General features: G+C 45.2%; 17 protein-coding genes and 1 pseudogene. 9 read left to right on the top strand and 9 right to left on the bottom strand.

What is annotated here, in order from left to right; genetic code table 11:
- The first annotated feature begins 105 nt into the window (after positions 1 to 105).
- The 3 genes from E4N66_RS10990 to E4N66_RS10980 all read left to right on the top strand — a co-directional run bounded on the left by E4N66_RS10990 (position 106) and on the right by E4N66_RS10980 (position 4,173).
- A complete protein-coding gene (locus E4N66_RS10990; protein ID WP_253728045.1) occupies positions 106 to 1,077 on the top strand; it encodes a metal ABC transporter solute-binding protein, Zn/Mn family in 972 nt (323 codons plus the stop codon).
- Positions 1,078 to 1,469: 392 nt separating this feature from the next.
- Complete coding sequence (locus E4N66_RS10985) at positions 1,470 to 2,774, top strand: Na+/H+ antiporter NhaC family protein (protein ID WP_253728044.1); 1,305 nt, start codon at positions 1,470 to 1,472, stop codon at positions 2,772 to 2,774.
- 64 nt (positions 2,775 to 2,838) lie between these two features.
- Positions 2,839 to 4,173, top strand: a complete 1,335-nt coding sequence (locus E4N66_RS10980; protein WP_044013936.1) for a tetratricopeptide repeat protein — start codon at positions 2,839 to 2,841, stop codon at positions 4,171 to 4,173.
- A gap of 74 nt (positions 4,174 to 4,247) precedes the next feature.
- Here the strand turns inward: E4N66_RS10980 and murJ are convergent, their stop codons facing one another.
- Positions 4,248 to 5,834 carry a murein biosynthesis integral membrane protein MurJ gene (murJ, locus tag E4N66_RS10975; RefSeq protein ID WP_253728043.1) on the bottom strand — a complete coding sequence of 529 codons (1,587 nt, stop codon included), beginning with the start codon at positions 5,832 to 5,834 and terminating at the stop codon, positions 4,248 to 4,250.
- A gap of 72 nt (positions 5,835 to 5,906) precedes the next feature.
- Positions 5,907 to 7,454 (bottom strand): phenylalanine--tRNA ligase subunit alpha, encoded by a 1,548-nt coding sequence (locus E4N66_RS10970; RefSeq protein WP_253728042.1) that lies wholly within the window; start codon positions 7,452 to 7,454, stop codon positions 5,907 to 5,909.
- A gap of 271 nt (positions 7,455 to 7,725) precedes the next feature.
- Between E4N66_RS10970 and E4N66_RS10965 the strand changes: the two genes are divergently transcribed.
- On the top strand, positions 7,726 to 8,583 hold the full coding sequence (locus E4N66_RS10965) for an Rpn family recombination-promoting nuclease/putative transposase (RefSeq protein ID WP_253728041.1): 858 nt from the start codon (positions 7,726 to 7,728) through the stop codon (positions 8,581 to 8,583).
- Positions 8,584 to 8,731: 148 nt separating this feature from the next.
- Here the strand turns inward: E4N66_RS10965 and E4N66_RS10960 are convergent, their stop codons facing one another.
- On the bottom strand, positions 8,732 to 9,550 hold the full coding sequence (locus E4N66_RS10960; protein ID WP_253673740.1) for an Rpn family recombination-promoting nuclease/putative transposase: 819 nt from the start codon (positions 9,548 to 9,550) through the stop codon (positions 8,732 to 8,734).
- Positions 9,551 to 10,022: 472 nt separating this feature from the next.
- On the opposite strand from E4N66_RS10960, the gene E4N66_RS10955 reads away from it, so the two are divergent.
- From E4N66_RS10955 to tyrS, 5 genes and pseudogenes are all read left to right on the top strand, one after another.
- Positions 10,023 to 10,298, top strand: a complete 276-nt coding sequence (locus E4N66_RS10955; protein WP_253728040.1) for an Rpn family recombination-promoting nuclease/putative transposase — start codon at positions 10,023 to 10,025, stop codon at positions 10,296 to 10,298.
- Between the two features lie 77 nt (positions 10,299 to 10,375).
- A pseudogene (locus E4N66_RS13165) lies at positions 10,376 to 11,216 on the top strand (Rpn family recombination-promoting nuclease/putative transposase).
- Between the two features lie 240 nt (positions 11,217 to 11,456).
- Positions 11,457 to 12,902, top strand: a complete 1,446-nt coding sequence (locus E4N66_RS10940) for a major outer sheath protein Msp (protein ID WP_253728038.1) — start codon at positions 11,457 to 11,459, stop codon at positions 12,900 to 12,902.
- Between the two features lie 131 nt (positions 12,903 to 13,033).
- A complete protein-coding gene (locus E4N66_RS10935) occupies positions 13,034 to 14,656 on the top strand; it encodes an ATP-binding protein (RefSeq protein ID WP_253728037.1) in 1,623 nt (540 codons plus the stop codon).
- Between the two features lie 78 nt (positions 14,657 to 14,734).
- Positions 14,735 to 15,955, top strand: a complete 1,221-nt coding sequence (tyrS, locus tag E4N66_RS10930; RefSeq protein ID WP_253728036.1) for a tyrosine--tRNA ligase — start codon at positions 14,735 to 14,737, stop codon at positions 15,953 to 15,955.
- Positions 15,956 to 16,017: 62 nt separating this feature from the next.
- On the opposite strand, the gene E4N66_RS10925 is transcribed toward tyrS, so the two are convergent.
- The 6 genes from E4N66_RS10925 to fliD all read right to left on the bottom strand — a co-directional run bounded on the left by E4N66_RS10925 (position 16,018) and on the right by fliD (position 23,599).
- The gene (locus tag E4N66_RS10925; protein ID WP_044013918.1) at positions 16,018 to 16,431 is read right to left on the bottom strand and encodes a bacteriohemerythrin; all 414 of its coding nucleotides are present in this window, start codon (positions 16,429 to 16,431) and stop codon (positions 16,018 to 16,020) included.
- Positions 16,432 to 16,508: 77 nt separating this feature from the next.
- Complete coding sequence (locus E4N66_RS10920; protein WP_253728035.1) at positions 16,509 to 19,190, bottom strand: helicase-related protein; 2,682 nt, start codon at positions 19,188 to 19,190, stop codon at positions 16,509 to 16,511.
- 41 nt (positions 19,191 to 19,231) lie between these two features.
- Entirely contained in the window at positions 19,232 to 20,518 is a 1,287-nt protein-coding gene (gene murA, locus E4N66_RS10915) for a UDP-N-acetylglucosamine 1-carboxyvinyltransferase (RefSeq protein ID WP_253728034.1), read from the bottom strand.
- A gap of 166 nt (positions 20,519 to 20,684) precedes the next feature.
- Positions 20,685 to 20,948 carry a hypothetical protein gene (locus tag E4N66_RS10910; RefSeq protein ID WP_044013914.1) on the bottom strand — a complete coding sequence of 88 codons (264 nt, stop codon included), beginning with the start codon at positions 20,946 to 20,948 and terminating at the stop codon, positions 20,685 to 20,687.
- Between the two features lie 15 nt (positions 20,949 to 20,963).
- Positions 20,964 to 21,557 carry a hypothetical protein gene (locus E4N66_RS10905; RefSeq protein WP_253728033.1) on the bottom strand — a complete coding sequence of 198 codons (594 nt, stop codon included), beginning with the start codon at positions 21,555 to 21,557 and terminating at the stop codon, positions 20,964 to 20,966.
- A gap of 62 nt (positions 21,558 to 21,619) precedes the next feature.
- Complete coding sequence (gene fliD / locus E4N66_RS10900; RefSeq protein ID WP_253728032.1) at positions 21,620 to 23,599, bottom strand: flagellar filament capping protein FliD; 1,980 nt, start codon at positions 23,597 to 23,599, stop codon at positions 21,620 to 21,622.
- Between the last annotated feature and the right edge of the window lie 85 nt (positions 23,600 to 23,684).

Genomic DNA, 23,684 nt, shown 5'->3' with positions numbered 1-23,684 from the left:
ATGATACATTATTAACATTTATTTTTATTTTCTACTTGCAAACTTTTTGCATTTGTGTATACTTGCAACCGATTTGCAACTAGCATTGCAAGAGGAGTTTTCTTAATGAAGAAATTGTTTTTTACAGCAGTTTGTATGATGTTTTTCGGCATCGCCGCGGTAAACCTGTTTGCCGGCGGAAAAACCGAAAAAAACATGGAAGGAAAAGTTGCCGTTGCAGCAACCTTTGATGCGATGAAGGAACTCACGGAAATCGTGGGTAAAGATAAGGTATACGTCCATACGATTATCCCGCCGGGAGTTGAAGCACACGATTTTGAACCTAAAGCTGGGGATCTGAAGTTCTTAATGCAGGCGAAAGCCGTTGTTTATAATGGATTTGGTATGGAACCGTGGCTTACAGATGCTCTCCATGCGGTAAAGCAGGATACGATAAAGACTATCTGCGCAAGTAACGGTATTAAACCGATCGAACTCGCAGAAGGACACCATCATCACCACCACCACGAAGATGAGCACGATCATGATCACGACGAGCATGACCATGATCATGATGACGACCACGATGCAGTTGATCCCCATGCGTGGTTGAGCCTTGAATCCGCTAAAGTGATGGTTAAGAATATCGCCGACGGTTTAAGTGAGGTAGATCCTGCAAATGCCGCTTTCTATAAGGCGAATGCCGCAACTTTTATTGCGAATGCTGATGCGCTTTTAGCAAAATATCGCAGTAATTTTGCTAAAGTATCCCATCGTCGTTTTGTTACCGGACACGCAGCGTTCGGCTATCTTTGCCGTGACTTCGGGCTTGAACAGAATAGCGTGGAAGATGTATTTTCTGGCGGAGAACCGAGTGCACAACAATTAGCAAAATTAGCAGATTATTGTAACCAATATGGAATTAAAGTTGTTTTCTCCGAAAATGCGGCCAGCCCGCAAGTTTCGGCTACCTTAGCAAAAGAAGTTGGAGCTTCGGTGCAAACAATTTATACGATTGAGTCGGCTGAGGACGGTTTATCCTATATGGAACGGATGACCTCCAATATAGAAAAAATTTACAAAAGCCTGGCACGGTAGGCTTAAATCTTACGTGTCGGCTTAATACAAACAATAGCTAATCCCGGTGATAGTCATTGTACGGCCTTTACATCTCTCCTTTAGCCGTACCGTGATTATCACCTTTTTTTTGCCTTGATGCGGTTTTGCCGTCCTTTTGTGCAAAATTTTGGATAAAATTTTGCACATTTTATTTTTGAGAAAAAGGACAATTGCATCAGACAAATACATCAAAATCGCAGAATAATGGAGATTGGGAAGCATTTGAACCGCGAAGAGGTTCAACTCTGCTTGGACGATCTCCATTATTCTGCGGGGTTGCCAAGAACCACCTGATGCAATTGCCTTGCGTCTTCCTCATTGACAGATAGGTAACTCTGCATAATAATGATGGAAAGGAACGTAGAGGGCTTATGCTTGAATTATGTATTCTGTTGCTGTTTTCCGTCAGTTTAATTATCTGCGTTATTCTTGACTATTCAATTCTATATGCGTTGATATTCGGCTATGCGCTTTTCTTCACGTTCGGCCTTATTAAAGGCAAAACGTGGAAAGATATGCTCTGCTATTCCTTCCGCGGTATTCTTACCGTAAAAAATATTCTGATAATTTTTATATTGATAGGCAGCATCACTGCAATATGGCGTGCGTGCGGAACCATTGCTTTTATCGTCTACTATGCATCCATGTTCGCGGTGCCGCAAGCAATGGTGCTGATCTGTTTTCTGCTATGCTGTTTTGTATCGTTTTTGATGGGTACTGCCTTCGGAAGCGCCGCTACCATCGGTGTTATCTGTATGACGCTGGCAAACAGTATGAACATTCCCGTTATATATGCAGGGGGCGCTGTTATTTCGGGGATATTTTTCGGAGACCGCTGCTCACCGATGTCGTCGGGAGCGCATCTCATCAGCGGATTAACGTATACTGATGTCTTCAATAATATCAAAACGATGGTGAAAACCGCATTTATCCCCTTTATTGTCACGGTGGTTCTGTATGGTAGTATCGGGCTTATTATCAATCCCGGCACGGGGAACGGTATGACCTTTCATATCTTTGCCGACTCCTACAACCTTTCGCTTTTTACGATTATTCCTGCCGGCATCATTATTCTTTTTTCCTTGCTGAAAATCGATGTAAAAATAACAATGACTGTCAGCTGTCTTGCGGGATTGTTCTGCGCCGGACTTTTTCAGCATATCCATGCGGCAGAGCTGATAAAAATAGTCTTTTTCGGCTTTCATCCTCAGGATGCGGAACTGGCAAAACTTATGACCGGCGGCGGAATTGTTTCTATGATACGGGTATCGATAATTATCTGTATTTCATCCTGTTATTCGGGAATGTTTAAAGGAACTCATTTTTTTGCAGGAATACAGCGGTTCATGGAGCGGCTCAGCAAACGGATTACTGCATTCGGTAGTGTTCTTACTGCATCCGTATTTGCTTCGGCGATTGCCTGCAATCAAACATTGGCGATTATACTTACTCATCAAGTATGCGACGATCTTATAGAAGATAAAAACACCCTTGCATCTTACTTGGAGAATACCGCCGTTGTTGTTGCGCCGCTGATGCCGTGGTCGATAGCGGTAAGCGTTCCGTTGACTTCAATCGGTGCGCCGTCGGTAGTGCTTGTAGCAGCCTTTTTTCTGTACTTAATCCCGCTGTGGAATTTTTTTGTGAATATCGTACGACACCGCACTCGTAAATAAGCAATATTTCGGAAACGGGGCTTATCTTGACAGTTATCCAAATAGATAAGATAATACATACAGTATGTCTGTTGTAATTATCTCTATTTTCATCATTATCGCAGTTGTTGCCGTCGTAACAGTTGTTATGACGGGGCTTAAAGGCCGCGGAACATTATCGATCGGCAAAAAAAATAAGGCCGCAGTAATACGCGAAGCAACAAAGCGGCTTGCGCAAAATCCGAACGACAGCGCCGCACTTTTAATGGTCGGAGATATATACTTTCAGGATCAAGACTGGGAAAAGGCCTATGCTTCTTATGCGCCGCTGTTGGATCAGATGAGCGGGCGTATTCCATCGGAGCAATTTGAAATCAGCTTACGGTACGGCATCAGCGCAATGAAAACAGACCGGTTTGCAGAAGCGAAGAAAGGGCTTTTGCTGGCAAAAAATATTAATCCCAACCATTTTGAAATAAACTATAACCTCGGATATATTTACTATATTCAAAAAGAATATGAAAAAGCGGTTCCATTTTTGCGGAAAGCATTGCTCACTCAACCTGATAACGTGATGGCGTTAAAATATCTTGGCTATACGCTCCAAAGTTTACGGAAATATCAAGAGGCGCTTCCCAGCTTGAAAAAAGTCTTAGATGTGCAGCCGGATAATAAGGAAGCACTCTTTGCAATGGGAGAATGTTTTTATGAAGTCGGCTCGAATGATCAAGCATTAAAAATCTTTACGCATTTGCGGGTATCTCCCGAAGTGGGGCCTCGTGCAGCGCTCTATGCAGGGTTAATACGGATGCGTGCGAGTCAATTGGATAAGGCAATTGAAGATTTTGAAATCGGTCTAAAACATGACAGCATTCCGTTGGATATCATGAACGAGCTGCGCTATAATTTAGCTGCTGCACGGATTAAAACGCAAGATTTACAAAAAGCACTGATCCAATTAAAAGAAATCCAGACCGTCAGTCCGGGCTATAAAGATGTTGCTTCCCTTATTATGCGGTATCAGGAATTAAATCAGAATAAAAACCTCCATACATATTTGATGGCAGGGCAGAGTGAATTTGTCGGATTGTGCCGCAAAATCGTTTCTCGTTTCTTTCCTAACGCTAAAGTGAAGATACTTGATATCAGTGTTCTTGCAACCTATACCGATATCGTTGCGGAAATCGATACGCCCAAATGGGCGGATCTCGTGATATACCGCTTCTTCCGCTCTCAAGGCTCGGTCGGTGAGTTGGTGTTGCGCGACTTTCACGGAAGAATTAAAGAGATGAAGGCCGGTAAGGGGATTTGTATGACTGCCGGTACCTTTACGGAAGAAGCACGCCGCTTTACGGAAGGCCGCCCGTTGGATCTTTTTGATAAGAACCGATTGAACAAAGTCTTAAACGCAATCGGGTAATAATTAATTGATGATGGATAATTGATAATGTGTAATTAAATTATCAATTACAAATTACCAATTAATTAAATACGCTACCGCCGCCGTATTTTTTGTACGGCAGTTTTTAACAAAGAATCTCCCGTTATCAAAAGCAGCGTTAAAATAATCAGTGCGAAAAGCGCGGCGCTGATAAAGAGCGGAAGCCCCTGTGCGATAATGCGTGGGTACGCCGCTAACGGATCGTAGAGCCGTGCTCCGAAAAAATACAGCGGAGCGGCGGCAATCAGCGAAAAAAGCAGCATCTTAACGGTAAACCCGGTTGCCGATACAAGCAAGGTACGCACATCGATCGAATCGCTTTTGGTAAGGAAATACAGCAAAAGGCCGGTATTGACGGCGCTCGCAACGGTCAGTGCCAATGCGATGCCTCCGCCTTGCATAAGGCCTGCCAAAGCTGCCGCAAGCACAATATTGATTCCGAAACACGCAATACCTGCAATCGTAGGACGTTTGGTATCGCTTTGTGCATAAAAAGCCGAGGTTAAAATCCTGTTTAATGCAATAAAAAACAACCCTGCAATATGCCACTGAAAGGCCTGCAAAGTAAGCCGGACAGACTCGTCGGTGAAGCGGCGGCTCTTATACACCAAAATGATAATATGTTCGCCCGAACAGAGCAGGAAAATCGTTGCAGGAACGGTTACGAGCGCAATAATTTTTGCGGCATTCAGTAAAAGTTTTTGAAATACTTCCCATTGCTTATTAACCGCATGGGCGGAAAGATCGGGCAGGATAACCGTGCCGACGGAAACGGCGAAGATGCCGAGAATAAGTTCTTGTAAACGGATTGAATACTGCAAACTTGCCGCGACTCCGACTCCGGAGTATGTCGCAAGCGCCGTGGAAACGAGGTCGTTAATCTGATACACCGCCGTACCTATCAAGGTCGGCACAATCAGCCGTAGGATTTTCCGCGCTCCGGCGTTCCGGACACAGCGCCGGAACGATATCAGCTTAAACGAAAAGCCTGCGCGCAGTACAAAGGGGAGCTGAAACAGCATTTGGAAGGAGCCGCCGATTACCACGCCGATTGCCATTGCAAGCGCCGGATTGCCGCAGGGCTTTGCGAGTACAAAGGTACAGCCGATAACGGACAGGTTAAACAAAATCGGCGTAATTCCAGTCGGCAAGAAGCTGCGGACGCCGTTCAATATCCCCTGAAAGAATGCCGCTACGGAGATAAGCAGCAGGTACGGAAACATGATGCGCGTTAAGAGCACCGTTGCGGAAAAGTCGCCGATTTTCGGAAAGAATACTGCAACAATCAGACCGCTGCACAAAATACCGATGATGACGGTTCCTGTTACGGCAAAAGACAGCATGGTGAACGTTGCGGAAAGGAACTCCTTCATCGTCGCCTTTGCATCCGGCGTATTGCGTTTTTCTTCCTCCAGATACGTTTGGAAAGTAGGTATAAACGCAACAGTCATGCTGTTTTCGGCAAAGATACGCCTGAGCAGATTGGGAATCATAAAGGCAACGGTAAAGGCGTCCGCAAGGGGGCCGGTGCCGAGGAAAGCTGATTTGGTCATTTCCCGTATCAGCCCCAAAATCCGCGAGATGAGGGTGAGTACGGACAGGCTAATACCGCTTTTGAGTAAAGAAGATTTCCGGTTCATAGATTATCGTTTTTGTGTTACGCGCTTGCCTTTATCGTATTGATAATTATCAATACGATAAAGTGCCCTGTGCTATCTGCGGAGCCGGACGCCTTCGATATCGGTGCTGAACAACTCGCGTAAATCGTTGAGCCCCAATGCCATCAGCGCCATACGGTCAATGCCGATACCCCATGCCAGAACGGGAACGTCGATGCCCATTGCCTTGGTAACTTCGGGGCGGAAGATGCCGGAGCCGCCCAGCTCGAACCAGCCGAGTACCGGATGCTTGATATGCACTTCTATAGAAGGTTCCGTAAAGGGGAAGTACCCGCCAACATATTTCACTTCCGTAGCACCGGCGATTTCGACGGCAAACATTTTGAGGATACCGAGCAGCGTTCGCAGGTTGACCTGTTCGCCGAGGACGATACCTTCCGTCTGGTAAAAGTCGGAAAGGTGTGTTGCGTCTACCTTATCGTAGCGGAAGCAGCGTGCAATACCGAAGTATTTACCCGGGATTTTTGCCTTTGCCAGCTGATGAGCGGACAATACCGTGCCTTGGCTGCGCAGTAAAAGCTGTCGGGTAAAATCGCGGTCAAAGTGATAGTTCCAGCCGCGGCTGCCGCTGTCCCCGCCCGTTTCGTGAATTTCGGCAACGCGGGAAAGGAAGGGTTCCTCAATCGCTTTGGCGTGCGTGGGATTTTTTAGGTAATATACATCGTGAATGTCGCGGGCTGCGTGGAACTGCGGCATAAAGAGCGCATCAGAGTTCCAGAAATCCGTTTCGACCAGCGGCCCGTCAAATTCCTCGAAGCCGAGCGACGTGAGTTTATCTTTGACGCTCTCCAAAAAATCAACGTAGGGGTTTGTTCTGCCGGGGATAACGCGGGCTGGCGGCAGCTGGATATTGTAGCTGCGGAAGGTTTGCGTTTTCCATGCGCCTGTTTTAAGGCTTTCGGATGTCAGCTGTCCTGTTTCGTCGCCGGTAATACCGGCCGCATTCAATGCCTTCTGCACTGCGGCAACCATATCCGTAAAGGCGTAAACAATCTCGTCCCGTTCGATAATCTTGAATGCGGCATCCGCAGCGCCGCGCTTTTTTGCAATATCGGCAATGCAGGTCTTTTCGTCCTCCGTTAAAGAGTCCTCAGGCAGACGGCACTCGGCAGCCTCCGCGGCACGTTTCAGCAGTGCTTTTTTTAATAGGAAGTTTTTATCGTCAGGGTCTTTTATATATGCCGCTTTTTTTTCATCATTCATCGCGGCACAGCCCGCCTTGGAAAGCTCCCCGAAGGAAGAGCCGACATCCTTATTCTGTAAACCGAGTTTTTGCGCAATTTCGGGCAGCTTGAGCGGCCCTGCTTCCTTTAACAATAGGATAATCCGCTCGGTAGGCAATCCGTTTTTTGCATAGTCTTTGCCCAGCTCCGTCAATTCATAGACAACGGTTGTCTTTCTCGTCTTTTCTTTTACCAACTCCTTGAGCTTGAGCCACGAAAAGGCCTGATTCGCGTGGCCTTCTTTATACTGCAAAACCTCTTGCAGTTTTTTCGCATATAATCCTTCGCCTATCTTAAAGTTCTTTAATACCTTGATCTCAAGCGGGTGCAGACTTTTTAATACCGATTGAATATCCATAACGGATTCCCCCTTTTTTTCATAAAACGGCTGAAATGATACCTCATTTAGCGATTTTAGTGAATAGGATGAACGGGATTTGCCGGGGAGGGGAGAAGCGCGCAGAGGCTTCCCAGCGATAAATTTTAATTTAAGAAATGATGAATTTTTGATGTGAATTATAGTTGAGAACCTCTAAAAACTTCAGATTTTTAGAGATGCCTAGTGATTTTTCCAGCCATTTTTGCAGCCGTGCTTTATATAAGAGGTATATCCACGGAGGTAAATTACTATGAGAAAACACAATCGCCATTATAAGGATTCGGTCTTTGTTGATCTTTTCGGTGAAGATAGAAATGCAAAAAAGAACTTTTTGTCATTGTATAATGCCTTATATGCTACAAATTATCAGTCTACAGATATATTGAAAAATATACGGCTTAAACAAACCATGTATATGTCATTTGCTAATGATGTATCATATCTCGTTGATAATAAAATTATTGTTCTTGCGGAACATCAGTCAACCGTAAATCCGAATATGCCATTAAGATGTCTTGAATATGTTACGCGGTTGTATGAACATATCCAAAATCCTCGCGACCGCTATTCACGGACGCTTAAAAAGATCCCGGTTCCGGCATTTTACGTCTTTTATAATGGAGTCGAAAAACTGCCTGCAAAACAAGTATTGAAGCTTTCAGATTCCTTTATTGTGCAACCGGAAGTACCAAGTCTTGAACTTGTTGTACAACTGATAAATATCAATTATGATAAAAACAGTCGAATAGTAACAAGTTGTGAGCTGTTAGGACAATATAGCCGGTTTGTGGATGCGGTACGCCGCCATATTGCAGTTGATAGAGATCATGGTTTCGAGAAAGCCATTAAAGAATGTATACAAAACGATATACTGAAAGAGTATCTACAAAGAAAAGCAAGGGAGGTTATAAATATGTTAATAGCTGAATATGATTACGATACTGATATTGCAGTGCAAAGAGAAGAAGCCGGAAGAGCCGCCTTTGCCGAAGGCTCCCGCCAAACGAAACTCGAAACGGCAAAAACCATGCTTACAATGGGCTATCCCCTCGGCGATATTTGCAAAATTGTAGGACTCCCTCAAGCAGAAGTGGAAGCACTTAAATAAATTTTAATTTAAGAAATGATGAATTTTTCCAGCCATTTTCTTCCAAAAGTCACATAAGGACTGTAGGAGGTGTGAAAATGAGCAAATCCCATGGCAGCTCGATGCTGTCCATCGAAGCTCTTTTTCATCGGCACCTCCTCATTTCGCCTTACAGCTTTTCTACTTCCGCTTGGGATAGGCCGGTTGCTTGTGCGATCTTCTCAATCGATAGTCCTAAACCGAGTAAATTCTTTGCCGTTTCAAGCGCTTTTTGATATGCACCTTGGGCTATGCCTTCGCTTCTACCTTGGGCTATACCGGCTTGCATTCCTTGGGCTATACCGGCTCTGCGTGCGTCCATTTCAAATGATTTTAATAACATATACTCCCTCCGTTTCTCTTCGTCTTCTTTGGTTTCATTTACTTTCTCCTCCAGCTTTCTAGTGAATACCGTATTCGGACTTTGTCCGTTCATGTAAGATAAAAAGGCTTTTAGGTTTTCTTCCGCCTGTTCCGAAGCAGTACTGTTGATGATTATTTTTGTAGTTCCATCAGTAAATTCCTGTTCCGCTTCGCTACAGTAAGGTTTTATCGTGTAAACGGGTAAGCCTTTTTCCAAGTAATCAAAGGTACATAAAAAGATGATAAAAGTGTCAGGCAAATCATTGTAGTCACCGCCCTTGTTAATTGCGCTGTTGTCTATCGCACATTGGTAATAGCGCATTCTCTCTGGTAAGTTTCGTTCGTTCGTGGTTTGCATTTCTATATCATAGAGTTTTCCTGTCTCATCTTCTATCATTATATCAAGCCTCACGCCCTTGGAAGCTATTTGATTTTCGATAGGTTTTTGTCTAAAAAGCCGTACAATTTTACCGACCTTGTTTCTAAGAATCATTGACAATAGTTCTTTGCACAGTTCTTCATCCTGCATTACGGTACAGAACATATAATCATCGGCTATCGTCAAGTCATCAAAGCTCTTTTTCATCGGCACCTCCTTGCTTTTATCTTTCGGTATGCGATGTTTACCACCGGTGAAACTCGAACACGGGTATCCGAGTTTTATACAGTATACCGCACTCACCGCATTTTTGTAAGCCGATAGGTTTTCAGTTTTTGGACGGCCCCATCGCTTCTGCTTGAAACCCCCGCCATCCATGGTGGAGCAAAGAAAAAAGTCTCTACCGGTAAAGAACAAAAACTGATAGACTGACTACGATTTATACGAACTAACTCTTTTGAAAAGAGGTGGAGCAGATACGAGGCGTGAACAAAAATTACCCGCAAGCACGGTAAAAAATGTACATCCCTGCACATTTTTTACCTACGTGTTTGCAAGACAAACACGTAGCAGACTAAAACCAGCGGCATCCGTGCCGCTTCTGATATGTTGAGGACTAATTTTTGTGAAATAACGAAGTAGGTGCCCACATATTTTCAAAAGATAGGAGGTAAGGTAAGTGCTCGCACAAGGTAATCCTGTAATGGCGAAGGCAAATAAGGTGATGGACATCTTTTATCTGGATGAGCAAGAACGGAAGCGGTATGAGGCAGCGTGGGAATATGAAAGCGACCGGCTCTCGATGATAAGCGAGTCTGAGCGTAAAGACCTTGAGCGCGGCTCCCGCCAAAAAGCGCTTGAAACGGCAAAAACCATGCTTACAATGGGCTATCCCCTCGGCGATATTTGCAAAATTGTAGGGCTCCCTCAAGCAGAAGTGGAAGCGCTTAAATAAATTTTAATTTAAGAAATGATGAATTTTTCCAGCCATTTTCCTCCAAAAGTCACATAAGGACACTGTAGGAGGTGTGAATGACTAGAAAACCCTTTGAAGAACTAACTATTTCCGATGACTTTATGTTCTGTAAAGTCATGGAACACGAATCGCTGTGCCGGCCGTTTCTTGAAATGCTCTTTAGTGCACAGATCGATAAAATCACATATCTTTCGTCCCAAAATACGGTTACGACTAATTTGGGCGCAAAAACCGTCCGCCTTGATGTACTGGTAAAAGATGAAGACGGTACATCCTACGACATTGAAATGTGTTTTCCGCTAGACGTCCGTGTCTATCGGAAAACACGAGTTTTGCCACTCGGCAAAACATCGCTGCTGCATGGAACCAGCGGCATCCGTGCCGCTGCTGAAACAGACTTGTCTAAAAAAGCCTTCCGTTAGCCTTTTGTAAATAGGCGGAGTAGATGCTAGGAGCGTACAAAAAACACCCGCAGGCGTACTTGCTGTACGCCGAGGACTGTTTTTTGTTAAGCGACAACGCAGATGCCCGCATATTTTCACAAGATACAAAAAAGATTATATTGAGAACGCAAAGGCATTTAAAAGAACAGACAATCAAGAGTTACAAGGTTTTTTACAGTATGTGAAAACAGGCAAAGCAACAACCGATTACACGAGGAGGATAGAGCAGATGATACAGACGGTAAAAAGAAATGAATTAGCACGGAAAGAATACCACATATTACCGGCAGCCTTGATGGATGCGATGGATGAAGGGGAAGCAAGAGGCCTTGAGCGCGGTTCTCGCCAAACGAAACTTGAAACAGCAAAGACCATGCTTACAATGGGCTATCCCCTCGGCGATATTTGTAAAATTGTAGGACTCCCTCAAGCAGAAGTGGAAGCACTTCAGTAACTACGCATTATTCGCGGTATTCCCTGCAATTTTGCAAAAACGGGGCCGATTATTGCTTCTATATTATATGCAAAATTATATGGAAGAGAGGTTGTCTGTAACAAAAAAAAAGCAAAAAAGTTACAAAATAAGTGATTGACAAATGAAAAAAAATCAGCTAGCATATTTTTAATTAAGTTTGGCCGCACAAAAGCGTGTTACGCTTTGGCCAAGAAAGTATTAAAGGAGGTATTTTTCATTATGAAAAAATATCTACTCGTAAGCTTGACTATTCTTTTTGCTGCTACTTTTGTGTGGGCGCAAAATGCTGCAACTGCAGAACCGAGCGTCGATATCGAAGCCGACGCAACCTTGAGCTGGGGTATTGACCTCGGTCCGGGCGGTGCAAAACACGGATTTAAAAACGAAGCTTCTTGGAGCGTAAAATTCCCGCTTCTCAAGAAGGCTGATAAAACATCCACAAAGAACGACGTACCCGTATATGGAGAAGTTAGTTTAACAGATGTGGGGCTGAATCTTGTCAGCGAAAAAGACAGCGGCGGACGCTTTGCGCTGGATGGAAATGTAGGCGGTCTTGAAGCTAAACTGGTTATCTATGGCGCTTATTTAACCGTTTTTGATACTCCTGATTTTTCTACAAACTATGCTGAAATCTGGGTGCCGGTTGACAAAAATAAGAAATATCGCCCCCAGGACAAAGGCTATAGATTTGATCCTGGTTTTGACGGTTACGGTACCAAGATCGGCTATGCAAACAAGGACTTTATGGACTTGGATGTTGGCTTAAAGCTCGGTTCCAGCAGCAATTGGGATCCCAATAGTGCTTCTACAATCTACCATCAGAAGTATTTTGATGGTAACACTGTACTAAAAGATAAGGAAGCTATATGGAATGGAACTACTTGGGTGTATGGTTCTACCACACGGTTCCCTGCTGCCGGGTGGTATTACTTTAAGAAGGATACCGATCCAGATCCTGCTACATCTCAATATGGTGTTGGGTTTGATCTTTCAATGAAACCGCTTGATAAAATGCTTGCATTTGCTCTTACCGTTAACACAACACTTAGCAAGAGTTATCCTGATGCTAACTTGAACTTTGGTGTTGAAGTAACCTCTGAACCAATGGATGGGCTGAAATTGCAGGCAGGTTTTGATGGAGCTTATGATTTCACTAACGCAACCTTTGAATGGGATACTGTATTTACTGCTGGCTATAAATGGATAAGTGCAGGTGTGTATGCAGAGGACTTTAGTGGAACAGGAACCGATCTTTCAGTATTTGCCCAGTTTGTAACAAAGGGTGATAAGAAAGATGCAACCAACTTGGTTGAAGGTTTGGATGCAGGTGCTTATGTAGGTATGTATCGGTTGATTGGTAATCTGTCTTCTTCTAAATTCCCGCTCTTTGCAAAGGTTTGGGGTGCATATAAGATTAATATCAACGATTCTATGTGGTTAAAACCCTTTGCTGATGTCTGGCTTGAAACCAACCATGGATCTTCTGCTGTTGGTCTTGCCTATGACCTCGGTGTAAAATTCAGCCCGGTTGAAAAGGTTGAAGTACAAGCCAAGTGGAATCATGGTTCAATCAACAAGAATACTCATATGGGTATTATTAAGAAGTCTGTTCTCAATAGCGAGCACTACGGCAAGTTCGTTCTGTCACTCACAGTTACCTACTAAGCCGTATTCGGCCTAGTAGCTACGCTTAAAAGCCTGTTCCGCACTGCGCGGGACAGGCTTTTTTTGTTAGTAATGCGGCTGGTGGAAAGTTGAGGATAGGCTGAATCGGAAAACCCTGTTATACTATCGATATGAACATTCCACGCAAATTGCCGATCGGTGTACAGAGTTTTAAAGATTTACGGGAAAAAGGTTTTCTATATGTGGATAAAACCGAATATCTTTTTCAATTAATCAGTAACAGTAAGGTTTATTTTCTCAGCCGTCCGCGGCGGTTCGGCAAAAGCCTTTTTCTTTCAACCTTGGCTGCATATTTCCGCGGGCAAAAAGAGCTGTTTAAAGACCTCTATATCGAAAAAGCTGAAGAAGCGCAAGCGGGACAAGAAGCCAGAGCTGCGTGGCAAGAATATCCGGTGCTGTATTTTGACTTTAACATTGGGCAGTATCTGGAAAACGGAGTTTTGAACGAGCGGCTCGATTCTTTATTAAAAGAACCGGAAAGTCTATACGGTATACAAGTAACAAAAGAAGAAAAGTCTTTTTTTGCCTCACGTTTTGAACGGCTCATAAAGGCTGTATATCAAAAAACCGGCAAACAAGCTGTTATTCTCGTAGACGAATACGATAAGCCTTTGCTGCAAACGATGGGGGAAAATGCAGAACTCAATGAACAGTACCGTAATACGCTCAAAGCTTTTTACTCTGTGATTAAAACCTGTGATGAATATATCCGGTTTGCGTTTTTGACAGGGGTAACAAAGTTCAGTAAAATCAGTATTTTTAGCGATCTGAATAACCTAAACGATATCAGTTTGCTGCCGAAGTATGCCGGTATCTGCGGTATTAGCCAAAGTGAATTGGAAAATACCTTTGCTCCGGAAATTGAAGCGCTTGCACAGGCAAATGAGCTTACCTACGATGAAACACTTAAACAGCTAAAGCAAAATTATGACGGTTACTGTTTTGCTCAAGCAGCTGAAAATATGTATAATCCGTTTAGCCTGTTACGGGTATTTGACGGGCAGATTTTTCAAAGTTACTGGTTTGCAACCGGGACGCCGACTTTTTTAGTTAATTACCTTAAAGACGCACACTATTATATTCCCGATCTGGACGGAAAGGTAGAACTTGATGAAGAAGGTTTACAAACATACCGAGCCGTTGCAAAGGAACCGTTTCCGATTCTTTTTCAATCAGGGTATTTGACGATAAAAGAGTATATAAAGGAAGCGCGGTTGTACCGGCTTGGCTTTCCAAATGATGAGGTACGGTACGGCTTTTTAAAGAATTTACTGCCTGCATATTCATCGGTACAACCTGCTGAAACAGGAAAGTCGATATGGCGATTTGTGGAAGATATCCGCAAGGGTGATGTAAACGGCTTTATGGAACGGATACAGTCGATCATCGCCGGTATTCCGTACGATAACTTCACCGAGAAAAATTTGAAGCTGCGAGAACAAAATTACCAGACCGCAGTGTATCTCGTCTTCACGCTGATGGGACAGTTCGTACAAACGGAAGTGCATTGCTCAACTGGGCGCAGTGATTGCGTCATACAAACCGTCGATAGCATCTATATCTTCGAGTTTAAGCTTTTTAGCAACGGTAGTGCGGAAGATGCAATTAATCAGATAAAGGAGAACCGCTATGCCGCGCAGTACAAGGCAGACGGAAAGAAGATTGTATTGATCGGCAGCTCTTTTGATGAACAAGCGCGGACAATTAAAGACTGGAAGACAGAGCAACTATAGGGAATCTCAAAAACTCTCTGATTCGTGTGTTTTGTGGTAAAAGTTGCATTTATTTATAAAAAAGAGTATCATCCCGTTATGAATAAAGCTTTACAGACGTTAATAGACCGCGGATTTTTTCAGCAATGTACTAATGTGGAAGCACTGTCCGCGTTAATGGATACAGGTCCGGTTACGTTTTACATCGGTACTGATCCTACCGGCGGCAGTTTGCACATCGGGCACCTTGTGCCGCAGTTTGCACTCCGGCATTTACGCGATGCGGGGCATATCGGTATTGCGCTGCTTGGCGGAGGTACGGGGCGCATCGGCGACCCTTCGGGGAAAACGGAGATGCGCAAGATGCTGGATTATCAACAGCTTGATGAAAATGTTGAAAAGATAAAAGCACAACTTGACCGGTTTATCGGTTTTGACGGAAAAACCGCCTTTCCAGAAAACAATAAAAATTGGCTGGCGGATTTAAACTACATCGATTTCCTTCGGGACATCGGCTCCTGTTTTTCGGTTAATAAGATGCTTTCGTTTGAGGCATACAAAATCCGTATGGAAACGGGACTATCCTTCCTCGAATTTAACTATCAGTTGCTGCAAAGTTACGACTTTTTAATGCTTCACCAAAAACATCACTGCTGCCTGCAAATAGGCGGAGACGACCAGTGGGGCAATATCGTCGCAGGGGTTGACCTCGTTCGGCGCAAGACCGGTGATGAAGTATTCGGGCTTACCTTCCCGCTCATTACCCGCAGCGACGGTAAAAAAATGGGAAAGAGCGAAAAAGGCGCACTCTTCTTAAACAAAGAGATGACCCCCGTATTCGACTTTTTCCAGTATTGGCGGAATGTTGATGACGCCGATGTGCGCCGCTTTATGCTGCTGTTTACCTTCTTGCCGATCGAAGAGATTGACCGTATCTGTGCAGGCAATATCAATGAGGCAAAAGAGCGGCTTGCATGGGAAGTTACCAAAGAAATACACGGTAAGGATGAAGCAGACACAGCGCTTGCCGGTGCTAAAGCCGCATTCGGCGGCGGCGGCGATAAAAGCGCTATGCCGACCGTAGAAATGAACCGTAGTGTTTTTGAGCAGGGGATTTCGATTGTCGATCTATTTGTACAAAGCGGTTTATGTGCCACTAAAAGTGATGCCCGCCGTTTAATAGAGCAGGGGGGTGCCCTTGTTACAGGCGAATCGATTACCGACGTAAAAGCGGTCATTACCGCCGCCGCCTTGGACGAAACGGGAGAACTTATTCTCCGTGCCGGTAAAAAGCGGTTTAGCCGTATCGTTACCCGCTAAGTCCGGCTCTATGCAAAGGGCAGTTCTAAAAGTTTGCAGCTTTTAAGACTACCCTTTTTGTTTTATTTTTTGAGTGAAAAGTAATAGCGTGCCCACGCCTTATCGTCGATTAAGATATGATTAAACAGCCAGTCGCGCAAAAAGCGGACAAATGAGTTGGGAACGAATTGTTTGCCGTTTTTATAGGCATTAACTGATTTTAAAATTTCTTTAACAAACAGTTCATGTTTTTGTTTGTGTTCTTTTAACGCCGGATAGTTCATTTCTTCCATGATAACTTCTTCATCTTTAAAGTGAATCATTACATAGTCTACCAATTCTTTCATTACATCTCTAAAGGTCTCTTCAAGTTCTGCTTTTTCACCAAGACAAGCATTGTATAAGTTATTGATCAAATCAACGAGGTGGCGGTGCTGTTTATCGACACTCGGTACCCCCACATCATAGCTGACATCCCACGAAACAAATTTTTCCATCATTGACTCCTCGTATTCGCAACTATTACACATTTTACAGGTGATGTAAAGCCCGTATCAATATGGCTGCTTTTTACCTATATCAGCTTCGCGATCTTGCTGTAGAGGCTATTAACCGCAGCAGTTTGCGCTTCATCCAGTCCTGCCCCTGCACTGTCGATAAGCTGCTGCAAGGAAGCAAGGTTTTCGTGCAGCGCAGTGTGAAACCCGCGCGAAGTTTTAAGCCAGAAAGTACCGTTGCCGTCGTTGAACAGGGTGATAAAGCCGAGCTGTTTGCTCTTCTGCTTTGCCGTTACCGTCCGGAAGATGAGCGGCAGCTGCTCCAGCAGGGCGACTGTGTCATCAGGCAACGTGAAATTCTTGGTGCGCGGGAATGGCGTATCGGATTCGAGCGGCTGCAGCGGAAAAGCTTCGGCGATGCTTAACACCAAGCCGAGTTTCTCTCCGGCAAGCAGTTCATAGCTGCCGAAGGTAATCTTTGCGCGCAGGTTTTTCAGCTGTTCAAGCTGGCCGTCATAGACGATACCACTGGCCTCTGCCCGCAGCTGCTCCACCGTATGGCTGAACTGTTCCCACGGCAGTAAGAGCTGCTTTTTCCCTTTCATCTTTTGTATAATGTACGGGGTGCCGCAGATGGATACCGTCTGCGCCTGTTTTTCAGCTGCGGTACCGGTGCTGCCGGAGTCTTTTCTGTCTGCGGTTTCCGATGCCGCTGCGGAACCGTGTGGTGCAGCTCTTCCTGCGCTGCCGGAGAGCTTTCCGGACGCACCGGCTCCCTGCGCGTTTTTACCTCCGGCTCTTCCGGTTCCGACGGCAGACCGATCAGCCCTGCCTTCAGCAGTGCCGGCCTTTGCCCGTGCTTCCTGTGCTGCTTTTTTGTCAAGGAGCGCAGGGGCGACCAGCGCTACAATGTCTTTGGAAAGGGGCGAGACTGACATGGCATACATCCGCGACGTATGCACAATCTCTCCTGCGACGATAAAGGCTTGATGCTCCTTATACATACAGGAACCCGGATGGATGGAAATCTTTTCGGTTGTCAGGCTGCGGTACACATCCCGCCCCTGCGCAGCGCACACAAACTGGATCATACCGCGGGCAACTGCCGTCAAATAATCCGCCGGTTTTCCGCCGGAGAGAATCGGCACGCCCATATCGGAGACAATCAGCTCCAGCTGCTCTTTGATGTTGGCAATTTCCGCCATAATCCGCTCGTCGAGGTAAAAGCGGTCGCAAAACTTCTTTTGGTTTTCCGCCTGCATGTACTGCCGGTACACTTTAAGGAAGGACACAAAGTCTCCGAGCGGATCGCGGAATGCTGCGTGGGCTTTTCTCGCTTCAAGCTCCTGCCCGTCGGGGAAGAGGAAGGGGCTGCGTGCCGATAAAAAGCCCGCGGCAATCAATACATCCTCAATCGATTCGGGATAATAGAGCACTGCCTCTACAATCATACGGGATTGGCGCGGGCTGAGCGGGAAAAGGCACATCATCTGCCCGATTTTACTCAGGCTGTTATCGCTCTCCAACGCGCCGAGCATATTGAGCGTATCCACCGCACCGATAATACCCTTCTTGCCGGGCGGGGAAATAAAATCGAAGTTCGCAAAGTCGTAGATACCCAGCTCTGCCATCCGCATTACCACCTCCGAGAGGTCGGTGCGGTAGATTTCTTCCGTGGTGTACATAACGCGGGTTTCAAAATCCTTGCGGGTGTAGAGGCGGTAGCATACCCCCTCCTGTGTCCGTCCGGCGCGTCCCCGTCGTTGATTACACGATGCCTTCGACACCGGCGCTTCATCCAAGCTGGATGTGTAGGTAAAGGGATTGTAAAAATTCAGCTTTGACAAGCCTGAGTCGATGACGGCGGCAATATCGTTGATAGTGATGGAGGTTTCGGCAATATTCGTTGCGATAACAATCTTCTTTTTCCCGAACGGCGGGGACTTAAATACCCGCTCCTGCTCTTCCTTGCTCAAACGACCGTACAGCGGCAGCGGATAGAGCTTGCGGAACCACGACTCATGCGAGAGCCGCTCGATGCAGTTCTTAATCGCCCGTTCACCGGGGAGAAACACGAGAATGGCGCCGGGGCGGCCTTCGCTTAAAATTCGCCCGACAATCATCGCGATTTTATCGAGCAGCGCGGTTTCGGCAGCAAGCGTCTCTGTAGAGGCTGTCAGCGCGGGCGGATCAAAGATGAGGGTAACCGGATAGGTCATCGCATCGATTTTAATAACCGGACACTCGTTAAAATACATCGAAAACATATCAGTATTGATAGTTGCCGACGAGATAATCACTTTAAAATCATGCCGCTCCTGCAAAATCCGCTTGAGCAGCCCGAGGATAAAATCGATATTCAAACTGCGCTCATGCGCCTCATCTACCATAATAACGGAATACTTGCTGAGCCATGGGTCAAGTTTAAGCTCCTGCAAGAGAATCCCGTCGGTCATAATCTTTATCTTGGTTTCCGGCGAGGTATGATCTTCAAACCGCATCTTGTAGCCGACTAAATCGCCGAGCGGAACTTTTAGTTGGTTTGCAATAAACTCGCTGACGGACAGAGCGGCAATCCGCCGCGGCTGGGTAACGCCGATCATACCGGTCTGCGTATATCCCGCCTCATGTAAAATTACCGGCAGCTGGGTAGTCTTACCCGACCCGGTAGGGCTTTCAACGACAATAACCTGATGGCGTTCTAAACTCTCTAAAATTCGTGCCTTTTGTTCATAAACAGGCAGCTGTGTATATTTCATAATCTGAAAAAGTATAGCGAAGTAAGCATTTGTATGCAATGTTATACGCAGATCGGCTTGCGTTCAATCTGTACGCCGAGCGCTTTAAACCGGTCGACGAGGTGTTCGTAGCCGCGTTCGATTTGGTACACATTCCGGATAAGGCTTTCACCGCGGGCGCAGCAGGCTGCAATAACAAGCGCCATCCCCGCGCGGACATCGGGCGAAACCAATTCGGAACCGTGCAGGGTACTGGGGCCGGTAACGACGGCACGGTGCGGGTCGCAAAGTGTAATACGTGCACCCATACCGATCAGTTTATCGACAAAGAACATTCGGGATTCAAACATTTTTTCGTGGATAAGCACTGTGCCTTCCACTTGTGTGGCAATAACCGCCATAATGCTGGTAAGGTCTGCGGGGAATCCCGGCCACGGCGCATCATCGATTTTAGGGATCATGCCGCCAAGGTCGCAGTTTACTTTTAAACTCTGCTGTGCAGGAACGGTAAGACTTGTCCCGTCGATTTCCCAACGGATACCCAGCTTGTTAAATGCAAGCTTTATCGGACGCATATCGGGCGGGTTGATATCGGTAATGGTAAGCGAGCCGCGGGTAACTGCCGCAAGCCCGATAAACGAACCGACTTCCATGTAATCCGCACCGATACGGTACTCCGCGCCGTGCAGCTGGGGTACTCCGTGAATAGTCAGAATATTAGAGCCGATACCGCTTATCTTTGCCCCCATTGCATTTAACAGCTTGCAGAGGTCTTGAATGTGCGGTTCGCTTGCCGCATTGGTGATAACGGTTTCGCCCTCGGCGGTTACCGCGGCCATCACTGCATTCTCGGTGGCGGTTACGGATGCTTCATCCAAAAAAATATCCTGCCCGATGAGCTTATTTGCCGTAAATAAAAAATGACCGTTTATTTTTACCTGCGCACCGAGTTCTGTCAGTGCCAAAAAATGGGTATCTAACCGCCGCCGTCCGATAACGTCGCCGCCGGGAGGAGTCATCATAACTTTTCCGTGGCGTGCAAGCAGCGGACCTGCAAATAAAATGGAAGCCCGTATCTTTTGAGCCAGCGGCGCCGGTACTTCATAACCGGTTACGGTTTTTAATTGCAGCGTATATTCATTTTGTGCAACTTTAACAATTGTTCCGCCGAAGGATTCAAAGATTTTAAACATTACGAAAACATCTTCGATTTCGGGAAGATTCTTTAAGGTAACGGGCTGGTCGGTAAGGACGGCGGCGGCGATACAGGGCAATGCAGCATTTTTATTTCCGCTTGCCTTGATGGTACCCTTTACGGGGAAACCGCCTTCAATATGATATTCATACATGAGCTGCTCCAAACATGATAGGACGCATCGTGTCTATCCTAAAAAAAAATCGCTTTTAGGATAACTTTACGTCCTTGATAAATTCCCTGCGCTCATCGCCTGACAGTAAACTACTTAAAAGGGCAGCGCTATCTTAAAGATAGTCTGCATCTTCAGCATTTTTTTCCTACAGAGGGAGTGCGGCAGAGTCAATCAAATGCTGTATTTTTTCTTTTAATGCAAGACGAATAGGCAACACAGGGTAATCCGGTTTATCGATAAGCTGTACGAAGAGTTGTTTTTGACCGATAGGATTAACTTCGATTAAAAAGTCTATTTTTCCTTTTTGTTCTCTTTCCAGAATATTGTAAACGGCGGTAGCCTCAAATTCTTCTCGATAATAAATGAGAGAATTCTTTTTTTCAATATCGATAATATCCTCTACAAGCACTGCTTCCGTCTCCGTCTAATGTATAGCCGATGATACCCCATTTATCAAAGTTTTGACAAGGGGAGCCAATTCATATTCGGCTAAATCACCGACTTGAATAATATCTTTTTCTTCGATACTCGAAACAATATCACGCAATAATGCTGTTATTTCTTTCTGATACTCATGAACTGATTTTCCTTCAATTTGTATATCGATGGGGAGTTCCGTTATATCGGATAAGAGTAATGACCGGTACAGTTCATTCAGTTTTTCCGAAAATGCTCCAAACAATTCGAGTGCCTGCATATCTTTTCCGGTTTGCATATATACCGGAACCTGCTCAAAGTCTTCCGCATAATCGGATAGTTCTTGCGTCAAACCCTTCATATAATTGCGGATTTCCGCTCCGGAGAATGTTGAAAGTTCAAGAGTAATATCAGTATCAACAGACTGTTTAAAAAGTTGGTCGAGTTCTTGGGAAGACAGGACTTTACCGTCAACCGCTACTTGCACGATTGTTTCGTGTTCGCGGCAGCATGCTTCTTCAATACTGCCCAATACCTCGCCGAGGTTTTTTTCATTTTCCAGTGTGTATGAAAGTTCTTCGCCGTTAATTTTTATTACCATTTATAGTCATACTCCTCAAGTTATTATCTTTTCCGGCGGCTATGCGAATAATGTATTGTGCATTAGTTGTCGGAACCGCCTCTATTTTGTCTGCTGAAATTATTGATCATATCCGACTGTTTTTGCAAATTCCGCAGAGCCCCGTCCATATTCCCGTATTTTTGCCGCAGCTCCAGCTCTTTTTTTTCAAGCGCTTTGTCGTACCGTGCGATTTTATCTTTGCTCGTTTTAATCTGAGCAGTCAAACCGTTTGTCCGGGTCGAAAAAATGCCTCCCCGCTGTACATAAGGATCTATCTGTTTGAACACCTGAAACGCAACACCGTCATCGATGAGTACATCGTTATCACTATCATAGCCGAACAGATAACGGACATCTTCAATGGAATTTTTTAACGCCTCATCGAGTTTCTTTTCATCAATTTCCAAATATCCGCGCAGCCGAGCTTCGTTAAGTCCCGAACTTGTGTCTGACTTTGTCGATATACCGATTTGTGATAAGGTTCTTATCGGGGTATCGGTATTTTTGCGGTAAACATTCGCAACGATTTGGCGCAGATTATTCTTTAAGGAAGATAGTGTCGTATCGCCAAAAAGAGCTCCGAGGTTTTCTTCCGCCGTCTTACGTTCATCATCAGTAAAATATTCGATTTCATCGATAACCGCTTGCTGGTTGCTCGTTACAATATTGATTTCCGTCAAAAGCCGGTTGTATTTTGCTACAAATTCGATAATGGCATCTTTTGCCGGCTGCGGATCCGGTTTAATACTGATGCTCTCCTGTTTATCGGTTTTATCTTCAAGCTGGAGCGTTACTCCCGGAATAAGATCGTCAATCTTATTGGTACTCCGCTTTACGGGGATACCTTCAAAGATAAGAGCAGCCTCCTGCGCCTGTGAGACAGGATTAACCGGTATGTATTCGCCCGTGGCTTTTGGATCATATACTTTGATCTGTTCTATCGATACGGTCTTATCGGTGTTGTTGTTATGCACGGTAATTCCGCTAATGTCGCCGTATTCGCTGAGCGGAATACTAAAGGTTTGAACTTCGGCCGTATCAGCCAGAGCCGGCAGCGGAATAAGCGTTCCGCGCGGAGAAACCAATGAAAGGACATTATAATCTTCCACAGGGGCAGCTGTCTGTTGATTTAACCCAAGGGTTTCTGGCAGGATGCTTGAATCGCTTGGTGCATTACTAACGGTTACACCCTTGTATGATGCGGAACCGACTTGTTCATAAATCGGTTCTCCGTTGGATGATGATGCCTCGCCTTGAGAAGAAGGTGTCCCGGAGGCTTCGGCATTGCTTTGTAAGGATACGGCATATTCCAATACATATTGCTGTGAGCCGCGTACCGGTTTTGAAAACATGATGCGTTCGGTTTTCTGTGCCGGGATTGCAGCTTCCGTCTTTTCGGCATCTACTGCAGGCCGGTCATTCTTTTTTATCAGGCCGTTTTCGAGCGCAAAAGATAACGCATCATCGGAAAACTCCAGTTTATTCGCCTCTCCCGTCAACTGCGATTCAACAAGCAATGAAACCGCGTTGGGTGAAGTTTTTATTTCCGAAATTCTAACAATATCTTTTCCTTTTTTATTGACGGCATCGACAAAGTTCCGGTATTTTCCGCCTTGCCAATTCACCGAAACATTTTTCTCGCCGACGGTAAAGGTGTATACGCCTTTGGGAACTTGAAAATCTTTGGATATCTCGTTCGATAAAAAAGAATCTGCTTGGGCAATTTGATTAATGGAAATTTTAAACGTCTGTTCGCGGGCATCCCGTGAAGCGGTTGCCGTTACGGCTCGTTCATTGGAAGAAGTAACGGTCTTTTCTACAAAGGGATTGTTAAAGGAATAGAGATCCCGTGTTTTTTCGCGGATTTCGGTAGAGAACTGGTTTATCTTTCGCCAAATTGCATTTTGCCGTTCATATTTTTTTAAATCTTCAGCAGCTGAATCGCGCGGGGCACGCTCTTTTTTCATCAGCGTTTCAATGAGATTATCATATTTACCGGCTCCTATGCCGGGAATATTCATATCGGACACTCTAACCCCTTTACCGTCAAGCCGGATAAACCTTTGCTACTAGCATTGTCGGCTATAATATCAATAATCTTTATGA

Origin of the sequence: Treponema sp. OMZ 857 (assembly GCF_024181085.1) — a bacterium.
Taxonomy (GTDB): domain Bacteria; phylum Spirochaetota; class Spirochaetia; order Treponematales; family Treponemataceae; genus Treponema.
Note: the sequence above shows the minus strand (reverse complement) of the source record. Positions and strands in the feature narration are given on the sequence as shown.